The sequence below is a fragment of the Sinorhizobium chiapasense genome (assembly GCF_036488675.1).
Classification (GTDB): domain Bacteria; phylum Pseudomonadota; class Alphaproteobacteria; order Rhizobiales; family Rhizobiaceae; genus Sinorhizobium; species Sinorhizobium chiapasense.
This window is the reverse complement of the sequence record NZ_CP133148.1, coordinates 3,984,208-4,007,602: the sequence shown is the minus strand read 5'-3', so window position 1 is coordinate 4,007,602 and position 23,395 is coordinate 3,984,208. Positions and strand designations below refer to the sequence as shown.

The window sequence follows — 23,395 nt, the reverse complement described above, 5'->3', positions numbered from 1 at the left end:
GTCATTGCGTGGCCACGGGCTTAGCCCTCCCGGCCAGCTCGCAATTCCTGCCAGCGGATGACCGAGTTGATGCCGAGCCAGGCCAGAGGCTCCGGCGGCAACCGGCTCGGTTTCGGTTGTGACTTGTATTTCTCGAGATTCGGACTCTCGGTGTCGGTGGCGAGTTCCGCCGCCATCATGCCGGCCAGGGTGCTCTTGACCGTGCCAAGGCCGTTTTCGCAGCAGGCGGAATACAGCCCCTCCTCGAGTTCGCCGAAGGCCGGAACATGATTCCTGCTGAGGCAAAGCGCACCGGCCCAGCTGAACTCGAACGGCAGGCGCTCAAGTCCGGGAAAACGGGCGTCGAGCGACCGTCTCTGCTCGGCCGCTATTCCGGCGACACGCTTCGCAGATACTTCAAGGCTCGGGTCATAGGTGAAGCGGGTTCTGATCACGATGCGCGAACGTCCGCCGCTGCTGATCTTCCTCACCGTGGCGCCCATCGGATCTGCCGGCAGCAGCGCCCACCGGTCGACGCCGGTCACCCCTTTTCGGATCTGGTCCGGCGAGAAGGCGGCCGTCATCGATGCGTAGGTGAAGACATGCATCAGCCGATGACGGAAGTAGCCGAAGCTCTCGACATGGCCATTCACGCCAAGGATCACCTTCGGAGCCGTTACCGTGCCGCGACCGGACCGTGCCTTCCAGTGTTTTTGCTGCCGGGTCAGTTCGAGGACCGGCGATCGCTCGTAAAGTTCGATCTTCGGTCCCAGGCCGCTCACCAGACCGCGGATGTAGTCCGCCGGCTGAATCATGACGGCGCCGGGCGTGTGGAGCCCGCCGCGGTAATAGTCCGAGCCGGTAATCTCGCGCATCTGCTTCGCGTCGAAGAGCTCGGATTTCTCGCCTATGCGCTCGAGCGACCGGCTATAGTTGTCGTTGAGTTTCAGTCCGCGTTCGCTTGCCGCGGCATTGATCTTGCCGGATGGATCGAATGTCTCCTTCGACATGCCGTATTCGGCGGCAGCCTCCGCGGCAAAGGAGATTGCCAGCCGATTCTGCTCGATTTCCAGGAGTGTCGACTTCTCGTCGGCGACCGAATATTCGCCGGACGAAAGATTGTGCGGCACGTCGATCATGTAACCCGAGTTGCGTCCCGCCGTGCTCTTTGCAACCTCCGTTGCATCGAGCACGACGATCTTCTCGCCGGGCCTCAGCTGCGACAGTCTCCGGGCGGCCGAGAGACCGGCGAAGCCCGCGCCGATGACAAGCCAGTCGGCGCGTACGTCGTTCTCAAGCGTCTGCGTCGGGAATCCGCGGGTGCTGATTGCCTCCCAGCCGGATGTTCCGGTATCGACGGGCAGTCGCCTGACCGAGTGCTGGTTCATCGAACCGTCTCGTCAACGGAGCGATCCGAGACATCGATCCAGATCGTCTTCAGTTCGGTGTACTGATCGTGGGCCCAGATGGACTTGTCGCGACCGCCGAAACCAGATTCCTTGTAGCCGCCGAAGGGCGTCGTCGCGTCGCCCTCGCCGAAGCAGTTGACGGTGACGACGCCGGCACGGATTTCGCGTGACAGCTTGATCGCATTCCGGAGACTGCCGGTATAGACCGACGCCGTCAGGCCGTAGACCGTGTCATTGGCGAGGGTGATCGCCTCCGACAGGCTGTTGAACGTGGTGACGGAAAGGACCGGACCAAAGATCTCCTCCTGGAAGAGGCGGCTGTCGCGGCCGACGCCGTCGACGACGGTCGGCTCGACAAAGTTGCCTTCGCGCGTGTCTCCGCCAAAGAGCAGCGACAACTTCTCGGTCTCGACCGTTTCGAGATAGGACTTCACCTTCTCGAAATGAGCCTTGCTGACCAACGATCCGATACGATTTTCCGGATTGAGCGGATCGCCCATCCTCCATTCCCGCATGTAAGCGCCGATGCGCTTCAACAGCTCGTCCTTGACGTCGGCGTGAACGATCAGACGCGAGGTGGCGGAGCAGTTTTCGCCCATGTTCCAGAAGGCGCCGTTGACCACCTGTTCGGCGACCAGGTCGAGGTCTTCGACGTCATTCATGACCACGGCCGGGTTCTTGCCGCCGCATTCCAGGACAACCCGCTTCAGGTTCGAATCCGCCGCGTAGCGCAGGAAGCGCCGGCCGGTCGCCGTCGAGCCGGTGAAGCTGACCATGGAGACGTCCATGTGCATGCCGAGCGGCTCGCCGACGTCCTTGCCGCTGCCGGTCACCACGTTGAAGACGCCTGCGGGAACCCCGGCTTCATGGGCCAGTTCCGCCACCCTGAGTGCCGTCAGCGTCGTTTCCTGTGCCGGCTTCACCACGATGGAGCAGCCGGCCGCGAGCGCCGGGCCGATCTTCCAGGCGAGCATCAGCAGCGGAAAGTTCCATGGCAGCACCAAGCCGACGACGCCGATCGGTTCGCGCACGACCAGTGTCAGCGCGTTCGATCCGACCGGCGCGGTGTTGTCGTAAATCTTGTCGATCAGTTCGGCATGCCAGCGGATCGTGTGGATCGTATCCGGCACATCGATCGTCTGGACCTCGCGGATCGGCTTGCCGCTGTCGAGACTTTCCAGAACGGCAAGTTCGTGCCGATTGCGCTCGAGCAGCCTCGCGAATTTGAGAAGGACTTCCTTCCTTTCACCGGGGGAGCGCAGATGCCAGCGGCCATCCTCGAACGCTTCCTTCGCTTTCGCAACGGTATAGTCGACATCCGCAGTGTCGCAGGCGGCGATTTCCGTCAGGACCTCTCCGGTCGCCGGATTGGTCGTCCTGAAGGTCTTACCGGATTGAGCCGGGCGGAAGGCTCCGTCGATAAAGGCGTTCGACGGATAGGACATCGACTTCGCGATCGCCGTATATTCCGCTGCGGTCAGAAGATCATGCATAGTTGGCTCCCGATGTGATGTGCGCGACGGACCGCTTCAGGTTGCTGACGACGGTCTGGAGGGTTCGCTTTTCTTCAGAATTCAGGGGACGCAGCGGTGCGCGCACCTCGCCGACATTCAGCCCGTTCAGTTCGCAGCCGAACTTGATCGACTGGACGAACTTGCCGCATTCGAGGAAATCCATCAGTGGCAGCATCGCCGTCATGATCTGGCGGCCCTTGTCAAAATTCTTCTCGACCACGCACGCTTCGTAGAGGGCGACGTGTTCGCGCGGCAGGAAGTTGGACCCGGCACAGACCCAGCTTTTCGCTCCCCATGCGAAGAATTCGAGCGCCTGATCGTCCCAGCCGCAGGAGAGCGAGATGTGCGGAAATTTTCGGGCGAGCAGGTGCAGGTTGCCCATGTCGCCGGAGCTTTCCTTGATCGCCACGACGTTCCTGGACTTGCCGACGCGGGAGAAATATTCGTCGCCCATCATCACGCCCATCCGGGCCGGATAGTTGTAGAGCATGATCGGCAGGTTGGCCGCACGGTCGATGGTGAGCGCATGGACGGCGTTCTCGCGCTCGGTCGGCAGCGCGTAGGGCGGCGACGACACCAGGATCGCATCGGCGCCGATGTCCTTGGCCGCTTTGGCGTATTCGACCGAGTCTTCCGTCCGCGTCGCACCGGTGCCGACGATCAGCGGCAGCCGCGTGCCAATGACGTCCTTGGCGTGGGCGGCAAGTTCGAGGCGCTCCTGCGCTGTCTGCGCGTAGTATTCCCCGGTGGATCCGCCGACGATGATCCCGTGGACCTTGGCTTCGATCAGAGATTCGAGAACCTCGGCGAACGCCTTCTTGTCGATCGTGCCGTTGGTGTAAGGCGTGACCGCCGGGGCGTAGATACCTTCGAACTTCAAGACAGTTTCTCCATCGACAGTGTGACCGGGCCATCGACCAAGGCGTCCGCCTTGAGGCCTTGCGGCGCTATGAACATCTGCATGTTCTCTCGCGAGAGTTCCCAGTGCTCGAAGACAAGGTCGACGACCGCGTCTTCGTCATGTGCCGCGATCGCCGCAATGAACGCGTCGTGATGCTCGACGGCGATGCGCAGGCGCTTTTCCATGTCCTCGTTGCGCGGGCGGAAGAAGGTGTGGCCGATGCGCGCGTGATCGATCAGGAGGCGGCTGAGACTGGGCTGCAGGTAGACGTTGCCCGACATCTCGCCCATGATCTCGTGGAAACGGTTGTTCTCCAGCACCATCGAAGGGGCGTCCTTGGAACTGGCCGCAGTGCGAAACCGCTCCTGGGTGTCCTTAAGGTCTACGAGCTGCCTGGGCTTGAAGTTCTGTACGGAGAGCCGGCCGATCGCCGCGTAGACCATCGGCGCGACCAGAAAGAAGTTCCTGAGCGTCGAGTGGTTCATCGGCGCCACCCGCGCGCCCCGGTTCTCGCGAATCTCGACGTAGCCCTCGCCCTCAAGACGGCGGATGATTTCGCGCACCGGAGTGCGCGACACGCCGTACCGCTCGCTGAGGGCCAGCTCGTCCAGGTCCTCGTCGGGATCGAGCTCCATCGTCAGGATCTGCCGTTTCAAATCTTCGTAGAGACCGTTTTTGCCGCTCTTCACAGGGACCTCCTCGAACGTCGGAAGTTGGCTCGGTTCGCACAAGGTCGCATTCGAGGGGCGGCGAGTCAAGAAAATTGTATTACAGCATTATACATTCGTTATGCGCAGGAAATACAATCCGGTGATTTCAGCGAAGAAAGTCACAGAAAATCGGCTGGTTAGCCCCGAAGCCTCGGGCCGAAGCTGCGCTCCAAGCCGACGCGCGTCGCGCGCGTCAAGCGTGAGGATCAACGAGCTTCTGGCAGGCATGCGAGCTCCACCGCCGACACAGAGTGATGAGGCCAGCGTCGGTTGGAACTTTTGATCAAGATCAGAACCCGCGACATCCGCCGCGATCGGCATGTCCCTGACAAGGAGAACTACGATTCTCCGAGTATCGCAGCTTCGCCATGGAGCGGCCGAGGGGCTCGCTCTAAGACGCCCCGGATGACGTTTTCAACCATCGAACAAGCAGCTCTGCGTGTTCCTTTTTCTTCTGCCTTCGTGGAAGCACGACGAAGTAGCCGTTCCTGGTGCTGATCGACGCATCGGTGAGGCGGACCAAGCGATTCTGGTTAAGCAAGTCCTCGACCAGGCGCTTCCAACCCAGTGCTATGCCCTGCCCGTTCAGCGCCGCATAGATCGCCTCGGTGTAGAAGCTGCAGCGCAGCCCCGTGGATCTTCTCGGGCCCTCTACAGAAAATGCCGCCAGCCATTCATTCCAGCCGGTCCAGGTCGGATCATCGGTATCGTTGGCGATAAGGGGATATTGGACGAGTTCGGCCAATGTCGAAATCTCTCCGATTTCCCGGAAGTACTCGGGGCTGCAAACAGGAAATATCTCGTCGTCAAACAGGAACTCGGCCTGGCCGTCGGGCCACATTCCGTTTCCGTACCTTATGGCAAGATCGATGTCGTCGCTTTCAACATCGGCGGATTTGTCCTGAGTGATAATCCGCAGTTTCACCTGCGGATAGGCCCGCGAGAACGCGGAAATCTTGGGGAGCAGCCAGAATTGCGAGAACGCCACCGTCGCGGAGATGGCCAGTTCACCGCTGGATTCGTCCTTCGTGATATCAGAAACCGTGTCCGCGATGAGGTTGAAGGCGCTCGTCGTGGCAGACGACAGCAGCCTTCCCTTCTCCGTCAACTCTATTCTTCGATGCAGCCGCCGAAACAGGGGAAAGCCGAACGCTTCCTCGAGCAGGTGGATCTGTCGACTGACGGCTGCCTGCGTTACGCCGAGCTCAGCCGCCGCCCTGGTGAAGCTCAGAAGACGCGCAGCCGCTTCGAAGACGGTCATTCCGGTGAGTGGCGGTAACTTTTTCCTCAAACCGGCCACAAGCAACCCCGTGAGCTGTTCTTGCACAAGAGCGGTGGCGAAACGGCGCCGTTCCATTCGTCAGACACCGAATCTTGCATTACTTTTCATTATGTCAAGCGCGCCCATTTCTGCCGTTGAGAAAGCGGCATTTTCCCCCGATCATTCGGTCATCCAACGATAAGGGTGCCTTATGCTTCAGACCTTCTCTTCCTCCATATCGCCACTGCTCGACGCACGCGCAGACGGTCATTCGTTGCCGGCGGGTCTTTACACCCGGGACGACGTCTTCGAAGCGGATCTCGAGGTCTTTTTCCGCAGACACTGGATCTGCATAGGCCTCGAATGCGACGTCCCGGAACCCGGCGACGCGACTGTCGTCGACATCGGAAACTCCAGCCTGATTTTGCTTCGCGACGACGATGGTGAGATCCGCGTCGTGCACAATGTCTGTCGCCACCGTGGTGCACGGCTGCTGGACGCCGGAACGACGGTGGTGTCGAAGCTCGTCTGTCCCTACCATCAATGGACCTATGAGCTGTCCGGCGAGCTGAGTTATGCCCCGCACATGGGCGTCGATTTCGACAAGAGCTGCAAGAACCTGAAGCCGGTCAACTTCAAGTCGATCGGCGGTCTGATCTATGTATGCCTTTCCGACAATCCGCCTGAGGACATTGCGCGCCTCGAAGAGGTCATGGAGGAGCGGCTCGCCCCCTACGACATTCGCAGCGCCAAGGTCGCATTCCAGTCCGACGTGATCGAGAAGGGTAACTGGAAGCTGACCATCGAGAACAATCGCGAGTGCTATCACTGCTCGGCCAATCATCCGGAACTCTGCGTGTCGTTCGTCGACCTCGATTTCGGCTTTGACCCCGAGGGTCTGAGCCCGGAGGACCGGGAAGAGGCTGAATCGCACCAGGCCCTCTATCAGGAGCGTACGACCGCCTGGGAAGCTGCGGGGCATCCATCATCGGCGGTGGAGCCGGTCGTCGACGGAGCAACCAACTTCCGGACTCAGCGACTGATCATCGCCGGTGCTGGCGAGTCTCAGACGCCGGATGCGACCGCCGCATCGGCCAAGCTGCTCGGCTCCGTCACGCGCAAGGATCTCGGCGACACGCATCTCTGGGGACACAACAGCTGGAACCACTTCATGGGCGATCATGCCGTGACGTCGATCGTCATCCCTCTTTCTGCCGACACGACGCTGGTTCGAACCAAGTGGCTGGTCCACAAGGATGCGGTCGAAGGCGTCGACTACGATCTCGATAAACTGACGAGCGTCTGGCTCGCGACCACCGACCAGGACGCCGAACTCGTCGCACGCTCTCACGCCGGCATCCAGGATCCCGCCTACGAGCCGGGCGCCTATTCCCGCTTCGCCGAAGGTCATCTCGACGATTTCGCAACGTGGTACATCAACCGGATGCGCGCCCATGGATTTTAAGCCACAAACATCGACCGCCGACACGAGCGGGACCGGAGAATGGAATCCCGAGATCGACGACACGCTGGTCTGTGTCGACGTCCATCAGGAGACCCACGACGTGAAGACCTTCACGTTCGCCGCTCCGGACGGCAAGCAATTTGCCTTTCTTGCCGGCCAGTATCTCCTCCTCGACGTGGCGCTCGGCGGCGATGCCGAGAGCCGTTGCTACAGCATCTCGTCATCGCCCTGCAGGAAGAACGCGGTCTCGATCACGGTCAAGCGCGTGCCCGGCGGCAAGGTGTCGAACTGGCTCCACGACAATCTCGCTGCCGGCGCCGCGGTGCGGGCCAATGGTCCGCTTGGCCGCTTCGTCCGGCCATCCGGCCCAAGCAGGAAGTTTCTCTTCCTGTCAGGCGGGTCAGGCGTCACGCCCGTGATGTCCATGGTACGAGAACTCGCCGATACTTCGGAGCCGGCCGACATCGTGTTCATGCATGCGGGCAGAACGCCGCAAGACCTTGTCTTCCGCGAGGAGCTCACGAACCTGGCGAACAGGATGAAAGGCCTTCGGCTTCATTTCCTTCCCGAAGACGTCATCGGCGAGCGCTCCTGGCCGGGTCTCTCCGGCCGGATTTCTCGCGAATATCTCGGCCTCGCCGTTCCCGATCTCGCCGAGCGGGTGGTCATGTGCTGCGGGCCGGCGCCCTTCATGGCCGCGGCGCGGAGGCTGACGGCGGAGCTCGGCGTACCCGCGCCGAACTATATCGAGGAAAGCTTCGATGCCACCGTCCTCGAAGAGGAAGCACTCCCGGTATCGGACCTGACGGAAATCAAGACGTTCAAGGTCGAATTCGCCAAGCAATCGCGCACGATCGAGGTGGCTGCCGAACAGACCGTGCTTTCCTGCGCCAAGAAATCGGGCGTCAGGATACCGTCCTCCTGCGCCAACGGCCTATGCGGAACCTGCAAGTCGAAGCTTGTCAGCGGCTCGGTCGACATGAAGCACTCCGGCGGCATCAGGCAGAGGGAAATCGACGCCGGCTTTTTCCTCCCGTGCTGCTCCAAGCCCCTGAGCGACCTCGTCATCGACCGATAGCAGGCCGGGGTAAGCCGCGAAAAGGCAGCCTCGCAAGTAAGGCTGCCCTTTTTGTTGGAATGGCCGCAGGTGCGGGCCTGACAGGGCGGGACGAGGAAAAGCATGTGCGGTTTCTTCCGCATCCCGCTCCACTCATCGAGGCCTCAAAGCGCCTTTTCGAGTTCCGGCAGGACGTCGAAGAGGTCGGCGACGAGGCCGTAGTCGGCGACCTGGAAGATCGGCGCCTCCTCATCCTTGTTGATCGCGACGATCACCTTGGAATCCTTCATGCCGGCGAGATGCTGGATCGCCCCGGAGATGCCGCAGGCGATGTAGAGGTCGGGGGCGACCACCTTGCCGGTCTGGCCGACCTGCCAGTCGTTCGGCGCATAACCGGCATCGACGGCGGCGCGGCTGGCGCCGACGGCGGCGCCGAGCTTGTCGGCGACCGGCAGGATCACTTCCTTGAACTTCTCCGACGAGCCGAGCGCGCGGCCACCGGAGATGATGATCTTCGCCGAGGTCAGCTCCGGCCGGTCGGACGACGACAGCGCATCGGCAACGAAGCTCGAAACGCCCGGATTGGCGGCGGCCGAGACCGTCTCGACCGATGCCGCGCCGCCGTCCGGCGCCGACGCGAAGGAGGCGGTCCTGACGGTGATCACCTTCTTCGGCTCGCTCGTCTGCACCGTCTGGATGGCGTTGCCGGCATAGATCGGCCGCTTGAACGTATCGGACGAAACCACCTCGATGATCTCCGACACCTGTGCGACGTCGAGCAGCGCCGCAACGCGCGGCATGACGTTCTTGCCGACCGAGGTGGCGGCGGCAATGAGCGTGTCGTAAGAGCCGGCGAGCGCGACGATCGTGGCGGCGAGCGGCTCGGCGAGATTGTTGGCGAGGCTGGCGTCGTCGGCGACGAGCACCTTGGCGACGCCGGAAAGCTTGGCAGCCTGTTCGGCAATACCTTTGACGTTCGAACCGGCGACCAGCACATGCACATCGCCGCCGATCTTGGTGGCCGCCGTCAGCGCCTTCGCGGTCTGATCGGAAAGGTGGGTGGTGTCGTGGTCAGCCAGAAGCAGAATGGCCATGGTGGTGTTCTCCCTTTCCTGAACCTTACAATACGCCGGCTTCGCCCTTGAGCTTCTCGACGAGCTCGGCGACCGACTTGACCTTGATGCCGGCCTTGCGGCCGGACGGCTCTTCCGTCTTCAGCACCTTCAGCCGCGGCGCGGTGTCGACGCCGAAATCGGCCGGGCTCTTCTTGTCGAGCGGCTTCTTCTTCGCCTTCATGATGTTCGGCAGCGAGGCATAACGCGGCTCGTTCAAGCGCAGATCGGTGGTCACCACCGCCGGCAGCTTCAGTTCCACCGTCTGCAGGCCGCCGTCGACCTCGCGGGTGACGTCGACCTTGCCGTCGCCGATCTCGACCTTGGAGGCAAACGTGCCCTGGGCCCAGCCCAAGAGCGCCGAGAGCATCTGGCCGGTCTGGTTCGAATCGTCGTCGATCGCCTGCTTGCCGACGATGATCAGCCCCGGCTGTTCCGCTTGCGCCACGCCCTTGACGATCTTGGCCACAGTGAGCGGCTCGACCTGGTCCTCGGTCTCGACCAGGATCGCCCGATCGGCGCCCATGGCGAGCGCGGTCCGCAGCGTCTCCTCGGCCTTGGCCGGGCCGACCGAGACGACCACCACTTCGCTCGCCTTGCCGGCTTCCTTCAAGCGCAGCGCCTCTTCGACCGAGATCTCGTCGAACGGGTTCATCGACATCTTGACATTGGCCAGCTCGACGCCCGACCCGTCCGCCTTCACCCGGATCTTGACGTTGTAGTCGACCACACGCTTCACCGTGACTAGGATTTTCATGGGTGCTCCCATCTCTTTGTTGATTGACCGAGGGCGCTCATGCCGGGCGGTCTGCAAGCAGCGCCCAGAAAGCCAGGAACGGCTTTTCGAAGGAGCGCATCGCATGTTTGATGCCGGGCTCGTTGTAAAATGAGCCGCCAAAACCCGGCCTGAACCATTGCCCGTCGCCCTGACGAAACGCCCCGTCCGAAAGGACGAGATAGACTTCCTCCGGTCGATGATTGTGGTCTGGGTAGCGGACGTGAGGTGCCATCAGCGTTACGCCGATCCACACATCCGTGCGCGCTTCGAGGCCACCGGGTCCGATGATCATCGCATTCGCATGGCCGTCGTGGAAATTATCACTCGCCGAACCGTCATAATTCGAGCGCCGCCGCCATTCGAGCAGCGGCTCGATCGCCTCGAAGCGATTCGCCAAGCGGCGGAGCGAGTCGTGTTCCGTTTCCATCGCCAGCGCGGTGTCGAGATGAGAACATACGGGCAGCCGACTTCCGGGCCCGGACCTTTGCGCGCCGGGCACTTCCAGCGCAGAAAAGATCTGCCGGATCGACCGACGCGATTCCGGGGCAAGCGCGAACTGGTCGAAGGCGATGATCACGGCGTCGATGAACAACTGAAGGGCTTCGCTTCGAGCTGTCATTGTGTATCCCCCTGGATGACTACAGCGCCGCGCGTCTCGTTAGACGCGCCAAGGACGCTGTAGCACTTTGAATTGCTGCATGTTTTTATCCTTAAATCGGCTGCGATTTTAGGAAACATGCAGTAGCGGGCCGCCGGTCGGGCGTCCCGTGTTTGCTCAGATATCCTTGAGAAGCCGAAGCGCGTCGTAGATCGCTGCGTGTGTGTTGCGCGCCGCGACCGCGTCGCCGATGCGGAAGAGCTGGAATTTGCCATCGGGGTTGCGCCAGACGGTTTGCTGCCTGCCGGCGATCAACTGGTCGTGCGACATCTCCCCGAGATTGCTCGACGCCGGTTTCAGCTCGAAATACAGTTCGTCGAGCGGAATGGTGCCGTGATTGACGACGATCTGATCGAATGTACGCCGCTTGGCAACCCCGCCATAGTCGCTGCCGACATGGGCGACGAGTTCGTTGCCGCTCTTCTCGACCGCTTCCAAGCGGTAGGTGACGGTGAAGGTCACATCGAGCTTCTGAAGCGAGCGCATGTAGGGGACGAGGTTCATTGCCATGACCTCCGGCGCGAAGGAGCGATCGGGGGTCATGATCTCGACTTTGGCCCCTGCCTTGGCGATGAACTCTGCGGCCTGCAGGCCGGCATGATCGCCGGCGTCGTCGAAGATCAGCACGTTGGTGCCCGGTTTGACGTCGCCCGATATGATGTCCCAGGCAGAGACGACGAGCTCGTTGCCCTTGGTGAGCACCTCCGTATGCGGCATCCCGCCCGTCGCGATGATGACGACGTTTGGATTTTCCGCCTGAACCGTTTCCGCTTCCGCCCAGGTGTTGAAATGAAAAGTGACGCCCAGCTTCTCGCACTGGCTCATGCGCCAGTCGATGATGCTGATCATTTCCCGGCGCCGCTCGCTTTGAGCCGTGAGCCTGATCTGTCCTCCGGGATCGTTGGCTGCTTCGAAGACGACGACCTCATGGCCGCGCTCGCCGGCGACACGCGCAGCCTCAAGGCCGGCAGGCCCGGCACCGACGATGACGACCTTCTTGCGGCGCTCCGCCTTCGCGATCGTGTGCGGCATGGTGAGCTCACGTCCGGTCGCGGCGTTGTGGATGCAGTAGGCGGCACCGCCCTGATAGATGCGATCGAGACAGTAGTTCGCCCCAACGCAGGGCCGAATGTCCTCTTCCCGCTTCTCGATGATCTTTCGGACGATATGCGGATCCGTCATGTGGGCGCGGGTCATCCCGACCATGTCGACCTTGCCGGACGCGATTGCATGGCGCGCGGTCGCGACATCGGGAATCTTTGCGGCGTGGAAGGTCGGAAAGTTCGTGGCGGCGCGAATCTCGCCGGCGAAATCGAGATGCGGCGAATTGGCCATGCCCTGGATCGGGATTACGTCGGTGAGGCCGGCGTCCGTATCGATATGGCCGCGAATGACGTTCAGGTAATCGATAAGCCCGCTTTCCTTGAGGCGCTTCGAGATTTCTAGGCCTTCCTCCTTGCCCGTCCCGCCGGGAAGACATTCATCGGCCGTGTATCGCACGCCCAGGATGAACTCGTCTCCGACGCGCGCTCGGATCGCTTTCAGGACGTCGAAACAGAAGCGCATCCGGTTGTCGAGCGAGCCGCCGTAAGGGCCATCGAGCTCGTTCGTCAGCGGCGACGTGAACTGGTCGAGGAGGTGACCGTAGGCCTCCAGCTCGACACCATCCATGCCGCCCGCCTTCATGCGCTCCGCCGCATCGGCGAAATCCTTGATGATCCTCTCGATGTCCCAGTCTTCGATCTTCTTGGGGAAGGCGCGGTGCGATGCTTCGCGGTGATGCGAGGGCGCGACAACCGGCAGCCATTCACCCTTGTCCCAGCGGGTGCGCCGGCCGAGATGGGTGAGCTGGATCATAATCGCCGCACCCTCCTCATGCACGGCGTCGGTCATCTCCCTGATCCAAGGCACGATCTCGTCCTTGTAGGCGAGCAGGTTGTTGAACACCGGAGGACTGTCTTTCGAGACGGCCGCGGAGCCTGCGGTCATCGTCATCGCCACGCCCCCCTTCGCACGCTCCACGGTGTAGGCGCGATAGCGCGCCTTCGGCATGCCGTCCTCCGGATAGGCTGGCTCGTGCGCGGTCACGATGATGCGGTTGCGCAGCGTCAGGTGCTTGAGCTGATAGGGCTGAAGGAGGGGGTCGTTCGACATATGTCGGGCTCCGGTTTAGAGATTTCAGGTCGAACGCTACGCGGAAATGTACATATGTGTCAAGATGCAAAACAGTTAGGTATAGTTCATGGACATACATGTACATTTTCCTTGTATATCTTCTCACGATTTGTTAGGAACTCACCATGGAGCAGGTTTTGAACGATAGCGGCTGGCGCGGATCGCAGGAGGGATGGCTGGAGGCGGCCTACGAGTCCCTGCTGGAAGGCGGCGTGGACTCGGTAAAGATTCTGCCATTGGCAAAGAGGCTCAGTCTGTCGCGAACGAGCTTCTACTGGTTCTTCAAGGACCGGGAAGAACTGTTGGCAGCGCTCATTGGCCGTTGGCGGGACAAGAATACCGGCAATATCGTGAAGCAGTCGGAGGCCTATGCGGAATCTCTGGCCGAAGCGATGCTTAACGTTTTCGATTGCTGGCTGAACAAGGACCTGTTCGACTCGAAATTCGAGTTTGCCGTGCGCAGCTGGGCGCTCCAGTCCGAAGACATTCTGAGCGAAGTTCAGCGGGCCGACCAGGTCCGATTGGAGGCTCTCAAGCGGATGTTTATCCGTTTCGGTCATTCGGACATCACCGCCGATGTCCGCGCCCGCACGACCTACCTGGTTCAGATCGGCTACATCACGATGCAGACTCAGGAGGATATCGCCACCCGCATGAAGCGGATCCCCGAGTACATCGCCATCTACACAGGCCAGGTGCCGGAGCAAAGGGAACTGGATCGTTTCTTTTCGCGGCACGGCTACAAGCCTGAGGGGAGAGGATAACCGACGATGAGCGGCTCATTGCGGATCGGCATAGTTGGTGGAGGCGGCTGGCTCGGTGGGGCGATTGCCGCTTCACTCCTCGATACCGGTCTGGTGCAGCCGCGTGATCTTTCCCTCTCTTATCGCACGGCGCAACCGAACCGCTTTAACGGTTCTTTCTGGACCACCGACAATCAACAGCTGGCCGACCGGTCGGACGTGATCATTGTCTCGGTCCGGCCCGCCGATTGGCCGCCGCTCGTGATCGATGCCGATGGCAGGCTCGTAATATCCGTCATGGCCGGCATTCGTTTGACCCAGTTGGCTGAACACCACAACACGAAGAGGGTCGTCCGCGCTTTGCCTAACGCCGCGGCTGAGGTCGGCAAGTCCTACACACCCTGGATCGGCACGGAAGGCGTGAACGACCAGGACCGCGCTGCGGTGCGCGCAATTTTCGGGGCCTGCGGAACGCAGGACGAGGTCGCAAGCGAGAGCGACATCGACTATCTGACCGGCCTTTCCGGTTCCGGGCCGGCTTTCCCGGCGCTCCTGGCTGACGCCATGATGCGCGATGCCGTGTCGCGCGGCATCAAGCCGGACGTGGCACGACGGGCGGTTATCTCCGTGCTCATCGGGTCCGGGCGTCTCTTCGAGAAGAACGGCGAATGTCCCGCCGATACGGTCGAGGCGTTTGTCGGCTACCGCGGGACCACCGCCGCTGCGATCGAAGCCATGCGCGCCGCCGGCTTCGACGCCGCCGTCCGGGACGGGCTCGCGGCAGCCTTTCAGAAATCGATGAATATGGGGGAGCACTCCTGAATCGATCGAAGCCGACGATCGCGGCAGGTCAGCTTCGCCAACTTATTGTGCCGCCACAATCCAGAATAAAGGGAACGGCAATGAAGTATCTACTTGCATCGACTTGCCTCATGCTGGGCGTACTGGGAGGCGCGTCCGCCAGCAGCGCCGCGGAATGCGGATCGCTGACAATCGCGAGCATGAACTGGCAGAGCGCGGAAGTGCTCTCCAACCTCGACAAGATCATATTGAACGAGGGCTATGGCTGCGACGCCGAAATCACCATCGGCGACACCGTGCCGACGATCACCTCCATGGCGGAAAAGGGCGAGCCGGATATCGCGCCGGAGGCGTGGATCGATCTGCTGCCGGACGTTGTCAAGAAGGGAACGGAAGAAGGCCGTATCATCAAGGTCGGCTCTCCGCTGCCTGATGGCGGCGTGCAAGGCTGGTGGATCCCGAAATATTTCGCGGATGCCCATCCGGACATCAAGACAATTCCCGACATGTTGAAGCACCCGGACCTGTTTCCCGATCCGGAAGACCCCAAGAAGGGTGCGATCTTCAATGGCCCCCAGGGCTGGGGCGGCACCGTCGTCACTTCTCAGCTCTTCAAGGCGTTCGATGCCGAGAAAGCCGGATTCAAGCTCGTCGACACCGGTTCTGCCGCCGGCTTGGACGGCTCTATCGCCAAGGCATACGAGTCCAAGGAAGCCTGGGTCGGCTACTATTGGGCACCAACCGCGCTGCTTGGCAAATATCAGATGGTCAAGCTGGAACCAGGCGTTGCGGAAGACTCAGCGGAGTGGAAGCGGTGCGTTACCGTGGCCGATTGCCCTGACCCGAAGCCAACCGCGTGGCCGGTCGACACCATCGTGACGCTGGTGGCCAAGCCCTTCTCGGAGAAGGCTGGTCCGGAGGTCATGGACTACCTGAACAAACGGTCCTGGAGCAACGACACCGTCAGCAAGCTGATGGCCTGGATGACGGACAACCAGGCGAGCGGCGAAGAAGGCGCCAAGCACTTCCTCGAGGAGAACGAGGACCTCTGGACGAAGTGGGTCTCTCCGGAGGCCGCCGAGAAGATCAAGGCGGCGCTCTGATAGACCTCAACCTGCGGCGCGCAACGGCGCGCCGCGCTCATCCAGCCGAAAAATGAGAAAAAGACGTGTGCCGGCTTCTTCAAAAAGGGGAACCGAATGGACTGGTTTTACGAATTCCCGCACATGAACGACGACTCCCTGCGCAATCTGAAGAAGGCGATCGACGAGGGATTCCGGGCATTCACGCGCGCGTACGGTGATGCGATCGAGGGCTTCTTCTCGCCCTTGCAGCACTTCCTGATCGCTTCCGAACGCTTCATGACGCAGACGCCCTGGCCGATCATCACGCTGATCGTCCTGGGGATCGCCTGGGGCGCGAGCAGAAACTGGAAAGTGGTGCTTGGCTGCCTCGTCACATTGCTGGCGATCGGCTACTTCGACATGTGGGACGACACGATGCGGACGATCTCGATGATCTTCGTCTGCACTCTTCTGTCGATCGCAATCGGCATCCCGATCCTGATGTCCCGTTCCGACCGGCTGCAGCGGCTGGTCAATCCGGTGCTCGACGTCATGCAGACGATGCCGAGTTTCGTCTATCTCATTCCCGTGGTTATGCTGCTCGGCATCGGCAAGGTTCCAGGGCTGATCGCGGTGGTCATCTACGCCATCCCGCCGATGATCCGCCTCACCGATCTCGGCATTCGGCTGGTCGACAAGGACGTCCTCGAGGCCGCCGACGCCTTCGGCTCGTCGAGCTGGCAGAAGCTTAAGAACGTGCAATTGCCGCTGGCGCTGCCGACCATAATGGCCGGCATCAACCAGACCATCATGATGGCGCTCGCGATGGTCGTCATCGCTTCGATGATCGGTGTCCAGGGCCTCGGCCAGCCGGTTCTGAAGGCGATTGCCAACCAGTATTTCACACTCGGTATCTTCAACGGCGTTGCCATCGTCGGCATCGCCATCATCTTCGACCGGGTCAGCCAGGCCTATGGCAAGCGGCTCCAGAAGCACCGGGAGATCGTCCATGGCTGATCACCATTTCGACGGCATCAAGATCCGCAACCTTTACAAGATTTTCGGATCGAGCGCTGCAACCCATGTCGAGGCTGTCAGAAATGGCCTCTCGAAGACCGAGTTGAACGAGAAGTTCGGCCACGTGCTGGGCCTGAAGGACATCAACATCGAGATGCCCTCGGGCTGCATTCAGGTCATCATGGGCCTGTCCGGTTCGGGAAAGTCGACGCTGATCCGGCACATCAACCGCCTGATCGATCCGACCGCCGGCGAGGTGCTGGTGAACGGGGTCGATGTCGTGAAAATGAACGAGCCCGAACTGCGGGAGTTTCGCAGGCACCAGACCGCGATGGTGTTCCAGAAGTTTGCGCTTCTTCCCCATCGCAACGTCGTCGACAACACGCTCTATGGTCTCGAGGTCCAGGGCATTGAGCGCGCGAAGGCGGTCGACGTCGCCATGCGCTGGATCGAGCGGGTCGGGCTGAAAGGCTTCGAGAGCAAGTACCCCAACCAGCTTTCGGGCGGCATGCAGCAGCGCGTCGGTCTGGCACGCGCGCTTGCCAACGATGCACCGGTGCTCCTCATGGACGAGGCCTATTCGGCTCTCGATCCGCTGATCCGCATGGATATGCAGACGGTCCTTCTCGACCTGCAGAAGGAGATCCGGAAGACCATCGTCTTCATCACCCACGATCTCGACGAGGCACTCAGGCTGGGCGACCAGATCGCCATCCTGCGCGATGGCGAAGTCATCCAGCAGGGCACCAGCCAGGACATCGTGCTCAAGCCCGCCGATGATTACGTCGCGAACTTCGTCAAGGAGGTCAATCGCGGACGCGTCGTCCACGTCGAGGCTGTCATGGTGCCTCCACGGGTGGGCTTTTCACCGAGCGCCATCACGATCCCGGCCGGAACCACCATCGAGGATGCCATGCGCGTGATAGCCGAAGGCCCCGATGGCGATGTCGCCGTCGTTGGCCCCACTGGAAAACCGATCGGGACGGTCAACCTGCGCCAGCTTGCAGGTGCGATGGTCAACTCCCATAGCGCGGCGTCCCAGGACGGCGGCTCTGTGGCGAGGGCTTTGTAGGCCGGCAAGCACTCGCAAGACCCGACGCGAAGACCAGCGCGCCTCCCATTCCCATTGCCGGAGAATCCTGATGTCCAAGCTCTTCCCGCACCTGTCCTCCCCCATCAAACTGGGTGGGCGCACCTTGAGAAACAGGATCGTCTTCGGAGCCCATACGGCGAACATGGCCGAAGGCGGCCTTCCGACCGAGCGGCATGCGGCGTACTACGCCGAGCGGGCGATCGGCGGGGCAGCCATGATCGTTGTGGAACCCATGCCGGTCCATCCCGCCGCCGTGCTGACGCGTGGGAACTTTCGCCCCTCGGACGACAGCGTGATCCCGCATTTCAGAAAGGTTTCCGCCGCCATCAAGGACAATGGCGCTGTCGCCATCCAGCAGCTCTATCATGTCGGCGCTCACGGCGATTCGGACAATTCCTATCACCCGCATTGGTCGCCGTCAGGTCTTCCGAGCTATCATGACAGCGATGGCTCGCATCCGATGAGCGAGGCGGAAATCTGGGAAACGGTCGACGGCTTCGTCCAGGCGGCACGCCGCTGCCAGGAGGCGGGTTTCGACGGCGTCGAGGTCTGGGCCGCCTACCTCGGCATGGTCGATCAATTCTGGACGCCGTGGTCGAACCGCCGGGACGACGATTGGGGCGGCTCTTTGGAAAACCGCACGCGAATGTCACGAGAGATCCTAACTCGGATCCGGGCGATCTGCGGGCCTGATTTCATCGTCGGACTCGCTGTCAGCGACGAGCCAGATTACAGCGTCGCGCTCTCCAGGGAGGAGCTTGCCGCGATCGTCGGCATCCATGACGAGCTCGGGCTGATCGACTACGTCACGTGCGGGTCCGGCGGTTACCTGGACTTCCATAAGCTGATGCCCACCTTCCTCTACCCCGAAAAACTCGGAGCCGACCTCTCGGCGACGCTCAAGCGGACCGTGAAGAAGGCGCTGGTTATTGCCGAGAGTCATATCAGAACGCCGGAAAATGCCGAGACCGTACTCGGTGAAGGTGCGGCGGACCTGGTGTCCATCGTCCGCGGCCAGATCGCCGATCCGCATCTCGCTCGAAAGGCAAGCGACGATCGCCCGGACGACATCAGGGGATGCATTTCCTGCAATCAGATGTGTTGGGGCCGACGCTCGCGCGACTACTGGATAAGCTGTCTCATCAACCCGTCCGCCGGACGGGAGTTTGAATGGGGCGGCGACCGTTTTACCCGGACTGCCGAACCGAAGAAGATCCTGGTCGTGGGCGGTGGGCCGGCAGGGTTGGAGGCCGCGCGGGTCGCGGCGGAGAGAGGGCATAGGGTTACCCTTGTGGAAGCCTCGAGCCGGCTCGGCGGCAACTTCCTGCTCGCCGGAATGCAGCCGCGTCGCGGGCAGATCCTCGATCTCATTCAGTGGTATGAACGCCAACTGGACAAGCTGAAGGTCGAGGTGCGTCTCAACTGTTATCTCGAGGCATCGGAGATTTCGGACTACGGGGCCGATTCCGTCATCCTTGCGACAGGCTCCTTTTCACCGGAAACCGGGTTTCAGAAGGCCCTGCCCGCGGTCGAGACACTGCCTGGAATGGAGAAAGGCAACGTGTTCACCGTCGAGGCCGTCATGGCGCGTCAAGCAAGACCCGGAAAGCGCGTTCTGCTCCTCGACGAAGGCGGTGGCTGGCGGGGCTGCGGCACGGCCTGGAAGCTTGCCGAGGACGGCCACGAGGTGACCATTCTCTCGCCGGACCCGTTCGTCGGCAAGGAACTCCAGCGAACGACGGCCGACGTGCCGCTTCGGCGAATCTTGAGCAGGCTCAACGTCAACTGGCTGCTCGAAGTCAGCGTCGCCGAATGGCACGGGAACGGCGCAACGGTTGTCGACCACAATACCGGGCAACAATCCTTCGTCGCGGGAGACTGTCTCGTCCTCGCCACGACAAATATGTCGGCCAACTGGCTGGCCCAAGATCTGGAGGGTCAGGATCTGGCGTTCCATCAAATCGGAGATTGCGCGGCCCCACGACAGGCGCCTTATGCCTTCTATGAAGGCAGGAAGGTTGCATTGGAGCTCTAATGACAGTCGAGAGGATCACGTTGTCCGTTGCCGAGGCCCGGTCGCTCGCGACCGAAGCCTGCCTGTCCGCAGGTGCCAGCCATTTGATGACGAAGTCGCTCGTGGACGCGACGCTGTCTGCCATCGAGGTCGGCCGCGAGGAACTGGGGTTTCCACATTTCCTGGACTACCTGCAGAGCTTCCGAGAGGGCCGCATTGACGGGAGTGCCAGCCCCCGCATCGTGCATCGGCTTCCGGCCCTTATTCACTCGGATGCCAATGGAGGAATCGCCCAGCTCGGCTTCGACCTCGTTTTTGAGGATCTCGTCAACCGCGCCCGCACCTTCGGCGCGGCAATCTTCACACAGAAGAACAGCTATACGGCAGGAGAATTGGGATACTACGTCAGGCGCCTGGCCTTCGATGGGCTGGTCTCGCTTGCGGTGGCCAACAGTCCTGCGGTGGTGGCTGCGACGCCGGGAGCAAAGGCTGTCTACGGCACCAATCCGCTGGCCTTCGGTGTTCCGCTGTCGGGATCAGAGCGACCGCTGGTCATCGACCAGTCGTCGAGCGCAACGGCGTTTGTCAACATCGTCCGGGCTGCTTCAGAGGGGCGCACTATTCCCGAGGGATGGGCCACCGATGAAAACGGCGAAGTCACCATCGATCCGAACAAGGCGCTGCGAGGCGCGTTGCTCGCCTTTGGCGGGCCTCGAGGAGCCAACATTGCTTTGATGGTCGAGATCCTGGCGGCGGGCCTGTCGGGCGCGTCCTGGTCACTCGACGCGCCAGACTTCAGATCCGGAACCGAGTGTCCTGGTACCGGCTTGAGCATTGTCACGCTGTCGCCGGACGCGATCGGAGAGGACTTCGGCGCTCGCGTCGCCGGACAGGTCAAGCGCCTCGAGCAGTTCGGCGTTTATATTCCGGGCCGAAGATCATCCCCGGCGGCGAAAAACGGTGCTGACTTCATCACTTTGGATGCAAAAATCCTGACCGCCATCAGGAGCTACATCTAGTCGAGCTCGTGTCGATTGACTGTCACCATTGACATAGACGGTAATTCGCATTACCACTCACAATGGTGCATCATTGGGAGGGATTTAAATCTGTGGTTGAAGCAAAGTCAGGGCGGGTAAAAGACCGCCGGAAAGCCCTTCTTCAAGCGGCGGCCGAGGTCTTTTTCGAGCAAGGCTATGCAGCGACGAGCATCGACGCGATCATCGAACGTACCGGCGGATCGAAGCGCAACATCTACAATGAATTCGGCAACAAGGAGGGCCTGTTCTCGGCCCTGGTCGCCGAGAGTGCAGACAAGCTGCTGTCGACCCTGGTCATCGAGGAAATCGAAGGACGCGACGTGGAGGAGACGCTTACGGCGTTTGGTCAGCGTCTCATGGGCCTTTACATGTCATCCACCTTGATCGGCATTTACCGAATCGCCATCACCGAGGCCAATCGCTTCCCTGATCTTGTGAAGGCGTTCTATGAACAGGGGCCGGGCCGGGCCACGTCCCGGCTTGCCGAGGTCCTTGAACTCGCCAGGGAACGAGGGGAAATTCGGGCTGACGATTGCCCGCGCCTGGCCGCGCACTTTGTCGGCATGATCCGCGACAACCTTCTTCAGGTCATCCTTGCACTCCGCCCGCCGCCGACGGACGAAGAGGCACGGGAGGCGGTCGCTTCCGCCGTGGAGGTCTTCCTGAACGGAGTCCGACCTCGCCACAACGGTTAGGACGTCTATTCAAGGTGTCCTTAAAATCGCAGCCGGCTCAGGGATGCTACAGCGACCTTTCTGCGTCTGAAGGGCGCCCGACGCTATCGGGTCCGCCTTGAGAAAGTGGCGCCATCGTCGCGTCGACCGGCAGCGCGAAGATGAACGTCGCTCCATGCGGTTCGTTGTTCTCCGCCCATAATTGCCCGCCGTGGGACTCGACGATCGAACGGCAGATCGCGAGCCCCATGCCCATGCCGTGCCCCTTCGTCGTAAAGAAGGGCTCGAATATCCTGTCGGGAAACTCGATGCCCGGGCCGCGGTCGCTGATTTCGGTCCGGACCACGCCCCCCAATCGCCGCACGCACATCCGAAGGACCCTGTCGCTTGCAGCGGACTCCATTGCCTCCAGGCCGTTGCGCACGAGATTGATCAGAACCTGCTGAACCTGGATGCGATCGACTACGACGGGCGGAAGCTCGTTTTCGACCTCGATATCGATGCGGACTCGACGGCGCGCGGCCTCCTCGGCCATGAGGTCGCGCGCCTCCGCGACGAGGCTTGCAAGCGCCATCGGGTCCCTCGTTTCCACGGATTGTCTGAACAGGGCGCGGACGCGGCCTACGACGTCGGCCGCGGCATTTGCAGCGCGAGCGATGCGCTCCAGGGTCTTCAGCGCCCGCTCGATGTTTGGCGGTTCCGCTGTAAGCCACCGCTGGCAGACGTTGGAGGAGGTAATCACGGCCGTCAACGGCTGGCTGACCTCGTGCGCGATGGACGCGGAGAGTTCGGCAAGGCTCGCCGCCTGGCTCGCGCGGGCGAGATTTTCCCGGGCGTGGCGCAACTCCTCCTGCGCGCGCACGGCGTCGTCAATATCGACAGTAACGCCGTACCATTGCACGATCTTTCCGTCCTGATCGCGCAAAGGCTCGCACCTGCCCTCACTCCAGCGATAGACGCCATCTCTTCGACGCCGGCGATACCGCATACGGAAGACGTCGCCGGTCTTGATGCAGTTCGCTGCCGTCCGCTGCGCCTCAGAAGCGTCTTCGGGATGAACCAGTTCTTGCACCACTCCTGCGAGATCCTCGAAGTTCGCCTCGGAGAGGCCGAGATAGGTCAGGCATCGCTTGTTGACGTACGACAGCTTTCCTTTGGGCGTCCAGCTCCAGATGTGGACCGGCAAGGCGTCGATCAGCTCCCGAAGCTTCCCTTCGCTGCGCCGCAGCGCCTCTTCGGCGCGCATCTGATCGTCAATGTCGTGACAAAGGCCGTACCACTGGACGATGCGGCCGCCCTCATCCCGCATCGGCTCCGCGCGGCACAACATCCAGCGATAGACGCCGTCGGCGCGGCGCAAGCGATGCCGCATGGAAAAGTCCTCGCCGGTGACGAGGCAGTGGTCGAGCGCGTCCGCCATCTTGGCGGCATCGTCGGGATGGACGACGGCCTGTACGAACGCATCCAGTCGGCTCATGCCCGGTCTGTCCGTGTCCCCCACGCCCAAGCCGAGAAAGTCCACCATCTGCCTGTTGAAGAAGGTTGGCTCGCCGTCGGGCGTCAATCGCCAGAGTTGGCCCGGAACCATGTCGATCAGCTGCGAGAGCTCCCGCTCGCGCTCGCGCAACGCCTCTTTGGTTTGTCTGCAGCCGTCGATGTCGATCGATGTTCCGAGCCATTTCTTGTCGGGTTGCGCCACGGCGACCTCCGGTAATTGGCGTTACCCTTAATACGTACGGTAATGACCGTTACCAGTCAAGAGGCGACGACGCCATGAGAGATCGGAGGAACTCGGACCGTCGGGAAGACGGCAAGAAGATCGTGGCGGCGCTGCAGAGTGCGGCGGTGGTTCAATCCGATCTTGTCGCTCGCCGTGACGGCAGCCATTGATTGGCCTTCGGAGAGCGCGTCGTCGACAATCTGCGAGTGT

Annotated in this window: 19 protein-coding genes and 1 pseudogene; 10 read left to right on the top strand and 10 right to left on the bottom strand. The window is 61.7% G+C overall.

Going from position 1 to position 23,395, the window contains the following annotated elements:
• Positions 1-20: 20 nt before the first annotated feature.
• The 5 genes from RB548_RS19000 to RB548_RS18980 form a co-directional block, all read right to left on the bottom strand.
• Positions 21-1,367 carry an NAD(P)/FAD-dependent oxidoreductase gene (locus tag RB548_RS19000; RefSeq protein ID WP_331372754.1) on the bottom strand — a complete coding sequence of 449 codons (1,347 nt, stop codon included), beginning with the start codon at positions 1,365-1,367 and terminating at the stop codon, positions 21-23.
• Complete coding sequence (locus tag RB548_RS18995) at positions 1,364-2,881, bottom strand: aldehyde dehydrogenase (protein ID WP_331372753.1); 1,518 nt, start codon at positions 2,879-2,881, stop codon at positions 1,364-1,366. The genes RB548_RS19000 and RB548_RS18995 overlap by 4 nt, the downstream gene beginning before the upstream one ends.
• Positions 2,874-3,782, bottom strand: a complete 909-nt coding sequence (locus RB548_RS18990) for a dihydrodipicolinate synthase family protein (RefSeq protein ID WP_331372752.1) — start codon at positions 3,780-3,782, stop codon at positions 2,874-2,876. Before RB548_RS18990 ends, RB548_RS18995 begins: the two co-directional genes overlap by 8 nt.
• Positions 3,779-4,438, bottom strand: coding sequence for a GntR family transcriptional regulator (locus RB548_RS18985; RefSeq protein ID WP_331375014.1), 660 nt, complete (start codon positions 4,436-4,438; stop codon positions 3,779-3,781). The genes RB548_RS18990 and RB548_RS18985 overlap by 4 nt, the downstream gene beginning before the upstream one ends.
• A gap of 466 nt (positions 4,439-4,904) precedes the next feature.
• Positions 4,905-5,870 carry a LysR substrate-binding domain-containing protein gene (locus RB548_RS18980; RefSeq protein ID WP_331372751.1) on the bottom strand — a complete coding sequence of 322 codons (966 nt, stop codon included), beginning with the start codon at positions 5,868-5,870 and terminating at the stop codon, positions 4,905-4,907.
• A gap of 115 nt (positions 5,871-5,985) precedes the next feature.
• Here RB548_RS18980 and RB548_RS18975 point away from each other — a divergent pair, with 115 nt between their 5' ends.
• Positions 5,986-7,239, top strand: a complete 1,254-nt coding sequence (locus RB548_RS18975) for an aromatic ring-hydroxylating oxygenase subunit alpha (protein ID WP_331372750.1) — start codon at positions 5,986-5,988, stop codon at positions 7,237-7,239.
• On the top strand, positions 7,229-8,317 hold the full coding sequence (locus RB548_RS18970) for a hybrid-cluster NAD(P)-dependent oxidoreductase (RefSeq protein ID WP_331372749.1): 1,089 nt from the start codon (positions 7,229-7,231) through the stop codon (positions 8,315-8,317). The genes RB548_RS18975 and RB548_RS18970 overlap by 11 nt, the downstream gene beginning before the upstream one ends.
• Before the next feature lie 143 nt (positions 8,318-8,460).
• On the opposite strand, the gene RB548_RS18965 is transcribed toward RB548_RS18970, so the two are convergent.
• The 4 genes from RB548_RS18965 to RB548_RS18950 all read right to left on the bottom strand — a co-directional run bounded on the left by RB548_RS18965 (position 8,461) and on the right by RB548_RS18950 (position 12,998).
• Positions 8,461-9,390, bottom strand: coding sequence for an electron transfer flavoprotein subunit alpha/FixB family protein (locus RB548_RS18965; protein WP_331372748.1), 930 nt, complete (start codon positions 9,388-9,390; stop codon positions 8,461-8,463).
• 25 nt (positions 9,391-9,415) lie between these two features.
• Positions 9,416-10,165 (bottom strand): electron transfer flavoprotein subunit beta/FixA family protein, encoded by a 750-nt coding sequence (locus RB548_RS18960; RefSeq protein WP_331372063.1) that lies wholly within the window; start codon positions 10,163-10,165, stop codon positions 9,416-9,418.
• 37 nt (positions 10,166-10,202) lie between these two features.
• On the bottom strand, positions 10,203-10,805 hold the full coding sequence (locus RB548_RS18955) for a dimethylsulfoniopropionate lyase (protein WP_331372747.1): 603 nt from the start codon (positions 10,803-10,805) through the stop codon (positions 10,203-10,205).
• Between the two features lie 156 nt (positions 10,806-10,961).
• Positions 10,962-12,998, bottom strand: coding sequence for an NADH:flavin oxidoreductase (locus tag RB548_RS18950; protein ID WP_331372746.1), 2,037 nt, complete (start codon positions 12,996-12,998; stop codon positions 10,962-10,964).
• Positions 12,999-13,144: 146 nt separating this feature from the next.
• Here RB548_RS18950 and RB548_RS18945 point away from each other — a divergent pair, with 146 nt between their 5' ends.
• The 8 genes from RB548_RS18945 to RB548_RS18910 all read left to right on the top strand — a co-directional run bounded on the left by RB548_RS18945 (position 13,145) and on the right by RB548_RS18910 (position 21,486).
• A complete protein-coding gene (locus RB548_RS18945) occupies positions 13,145-13,783 on the top strand; it encodes a TetR/AcrR family transcriptional regulator (RefSeq protein ID WP_331372745.1) in 639 nt (212 codons plus the stop codon).
• Positions 13,784-13,789: 6 nt separating this feature from the next.
• A complete protein-coding gene (locus RB548_RS18940; RefSeq protein WP_331372744.1) occupies positions 13,790-14,584 on the top strand; it encodes a pyrroline-5-carboxylate reductase family protein in 795 nt (264 codons plus the stop codon).
• Positions 14,585-14,664: 80 nt separating this feature from the next.
• Positions 14,665-15,666, top strand: coding sequence for an ABC transporter substrate-binding protein (locus tag RB548_RS18935; RefSeq protein WP_331372743.1), 1,002 nt, complete (start codon positions 14,665-14,667; stop codon positions 15,664-15,666).
• 96 nt (positions 15,667-15,762) lie between these two features.
• Positions 15,763-16,644 (top strand): ABC transporter permease, encoded by an 882-nt coding sequence (locus RB548_RS18930; protein WP_331372742.1) that lies wholly within the window; start codon positions 15,763-15,765, stop codon positions 16,642-16,644.
• Positions 16,637-17,716: a quaternary amine ABC transporter ATP-binding protein gene (locus RB548_RS18925; RefSeq protein ID WP_331372741.1), complete on the top strand. Its 1,080-nt coding sequence runs from the start codon at positions 16,637-16,639 to the stop codon at positions 17,714-17,716. Before RB548_RS18930 ends, RB548_RS18925 begins: the two co-directional genes overlap by 8 nt.
• A 70-nt stretch (positions 17,717-17,786) precedes the next feature.
• On the top strand, positions 17,787-19,772 hold the full coding sequence (locus RB548_RS18920) for an oxidoreductase (protein WP_331372740.1): 1,986 nt from the start codon (positions 17,787-17,789) through the stop codon (positions 19,770-19,772).
• A complete protein-coding gene (locus RB548_RS18915) occupies positions 19,772-20,770 on the top strand; it encodes an Ldh family oxidoreductase (RefSeq protein ID WP_331372739.1) in 999 nt (332 codons plus the stop codon). Before RB548_RS18920 ends, RB548_RS18915 begins: the two co-directional genes overlap by 1 nt.
• 92 nt (positions 20,771-20,862) lie before the next feature.
• On the top strand, positions 20,863-21,486 hold the full coding sequence (locus RB548_RS18910) for a TetR/AcrR family transcriptional regulator (protein WP_331372738.1): 624 nt from the start codon (positions 20,863-20,865) through the stop codon (positions 21,484-21,486).
• A gap of 46 nt (positions 21,487-21,532) precedes the next feature.
• Here the strand turns inward: RB548_RS18910 and RB548_RS18905 are convergent.
• Positions 21,533-23,146: pseudogene (locus tag RB548_RS18905) on the bottom strand (PAS domain-containing sensor histidine kinase); the annotation flags it as partial.
• Between the last annotated feature and the right edge of the window lie 249 nt (positions 23,147-23,395).

What these genes read in the sequence shown, in the direction of transcription:
- RB548_RS18935 (WP_331372743.1), top strand. Translation starts at nt 14,665, where the DNA reads ATGAAGTATCTACTTGCATCGACTTGCCTCATGCTGGGCGTACTGGGA.
- RB548_RS19000 (WP_331372754.1), bottom strand. Translation starts at nt 1,367, where the DNA reads ATGAACCAGCACTCGGTCAGGCGACTGCCCGTCGATACCGGAACATCC.
- RB548_RS18970 (WP_331372749.1), top strand. Translation starts at nt 7,229, where the DNA reads ATGGATTTTAAGCCACAAACATCGACCGCCGACACGAGCGGGACCGGA.
- RB548_RS18955 (WP_331372747.1), bottom strand. Translation starts at nt 10,805, where the DNA reads ATGACAGCTCGAAGCGAAGCCCTTCAGTTGTTCATCGACGCCGTGATC.
- RB548_RS18945 (WP_331372745.1), top strand. Translation starts at nt 13,145, where the DNA reads ATGGAGCAGGTTTTGAACGATAGCGGCTGGCGCGGATCGCAGGAGGGA.
- RB548_RS18975 (WP_331372750.1), top strand. Translation starts at nt 5,986, where the DNA reads ATGCTTCAGACCTTCTCTTCCTCCATATCGCCACTGCTCGACGCACGC.
- RB548_RS18950 (WP_331372746.1), bottom strand. Translation starts at nt 12,998, where the DNA reads ATGTCGAACGACCCCCTCCTTCAGCCCTATCAGCTCAAGCACCTGACG.
- RB548_RS18965 (WP_331372748.1), bottom strand. Translation starts at nt 9,390, where the DNA reads ATGGCCATTCTGCTTCTGGCTGACCACGACACCACCCACCTTTCCGAT.
- RB548_RS18940 (WP_331372744.1), top strand. Translation starts at nt 13,790, where the DNA reads ATGAGCGGCTCATTGCGGATCGGCATAGTTGGTGGAGGCGGCTGGCTC.
- RB548_RS18995 (WP_331372753.1), bottom strand. Translation starts at nt 2,881, where the DNA reads ATGCATGATCTTCTGACCGCAGCGGAATATACGGCGATCGCGAAGTCG.
- RB548_RS18930 (WP_331372742.1), top strand. Translation starts at nt 15,763, where the DNA reads ATGGACTGGTTTTACGAATTCCCGCACATGAACGACGACTCCCTGCGC.
- RB548_RS18980 (WP_331372751.1), bottom strand. Translation starts at nt 5,870, where the DNA reads ATGGAACGGCGCCGTTTCGCCACCGCTCTTGTGCAAGAACAGCTCACG.
- RB548_RS18960 (WP_331372063.1), bottom strand. Translation starts at nt 10,165, where the DNA reads ATGAAAATCCTAGTCACGGTGAAGCGTGTGGTCGACTACAACGTCAAG.
- RB548_RS18925 (WP_331372741.1), top strand. Translation starts at nt 16,637, where the DNA reads ATGGCTGATCACCATTTCGACGGCATCAAGATCCGCAACCTTTACAAG.
- RB548_RS18985 (WP_331375014.1), bottom strand. Translation starts at nt 4,438, where the DNA reads ATGGAGCTCGATCCCGACGAGGACCTGGACGAGCTGGCCCTCAGCGAG.
- RB548_RS18920 (WP_331372740.1), top strand. Translation starts at nt 17,787, where the DNA reads ATGTCCAAGCTCTTCCCGCACCTGTCCTCCCCCATCAAACTGGGTGGG.
- RB548_RS18915 (WP_331372739.1), top strand. Translation starts at nt 19,772, where the DNA reads ATGACAGTCGAGAGGATCACGTTGTCCGTTGCCGAGGCCCGGTCGCTC.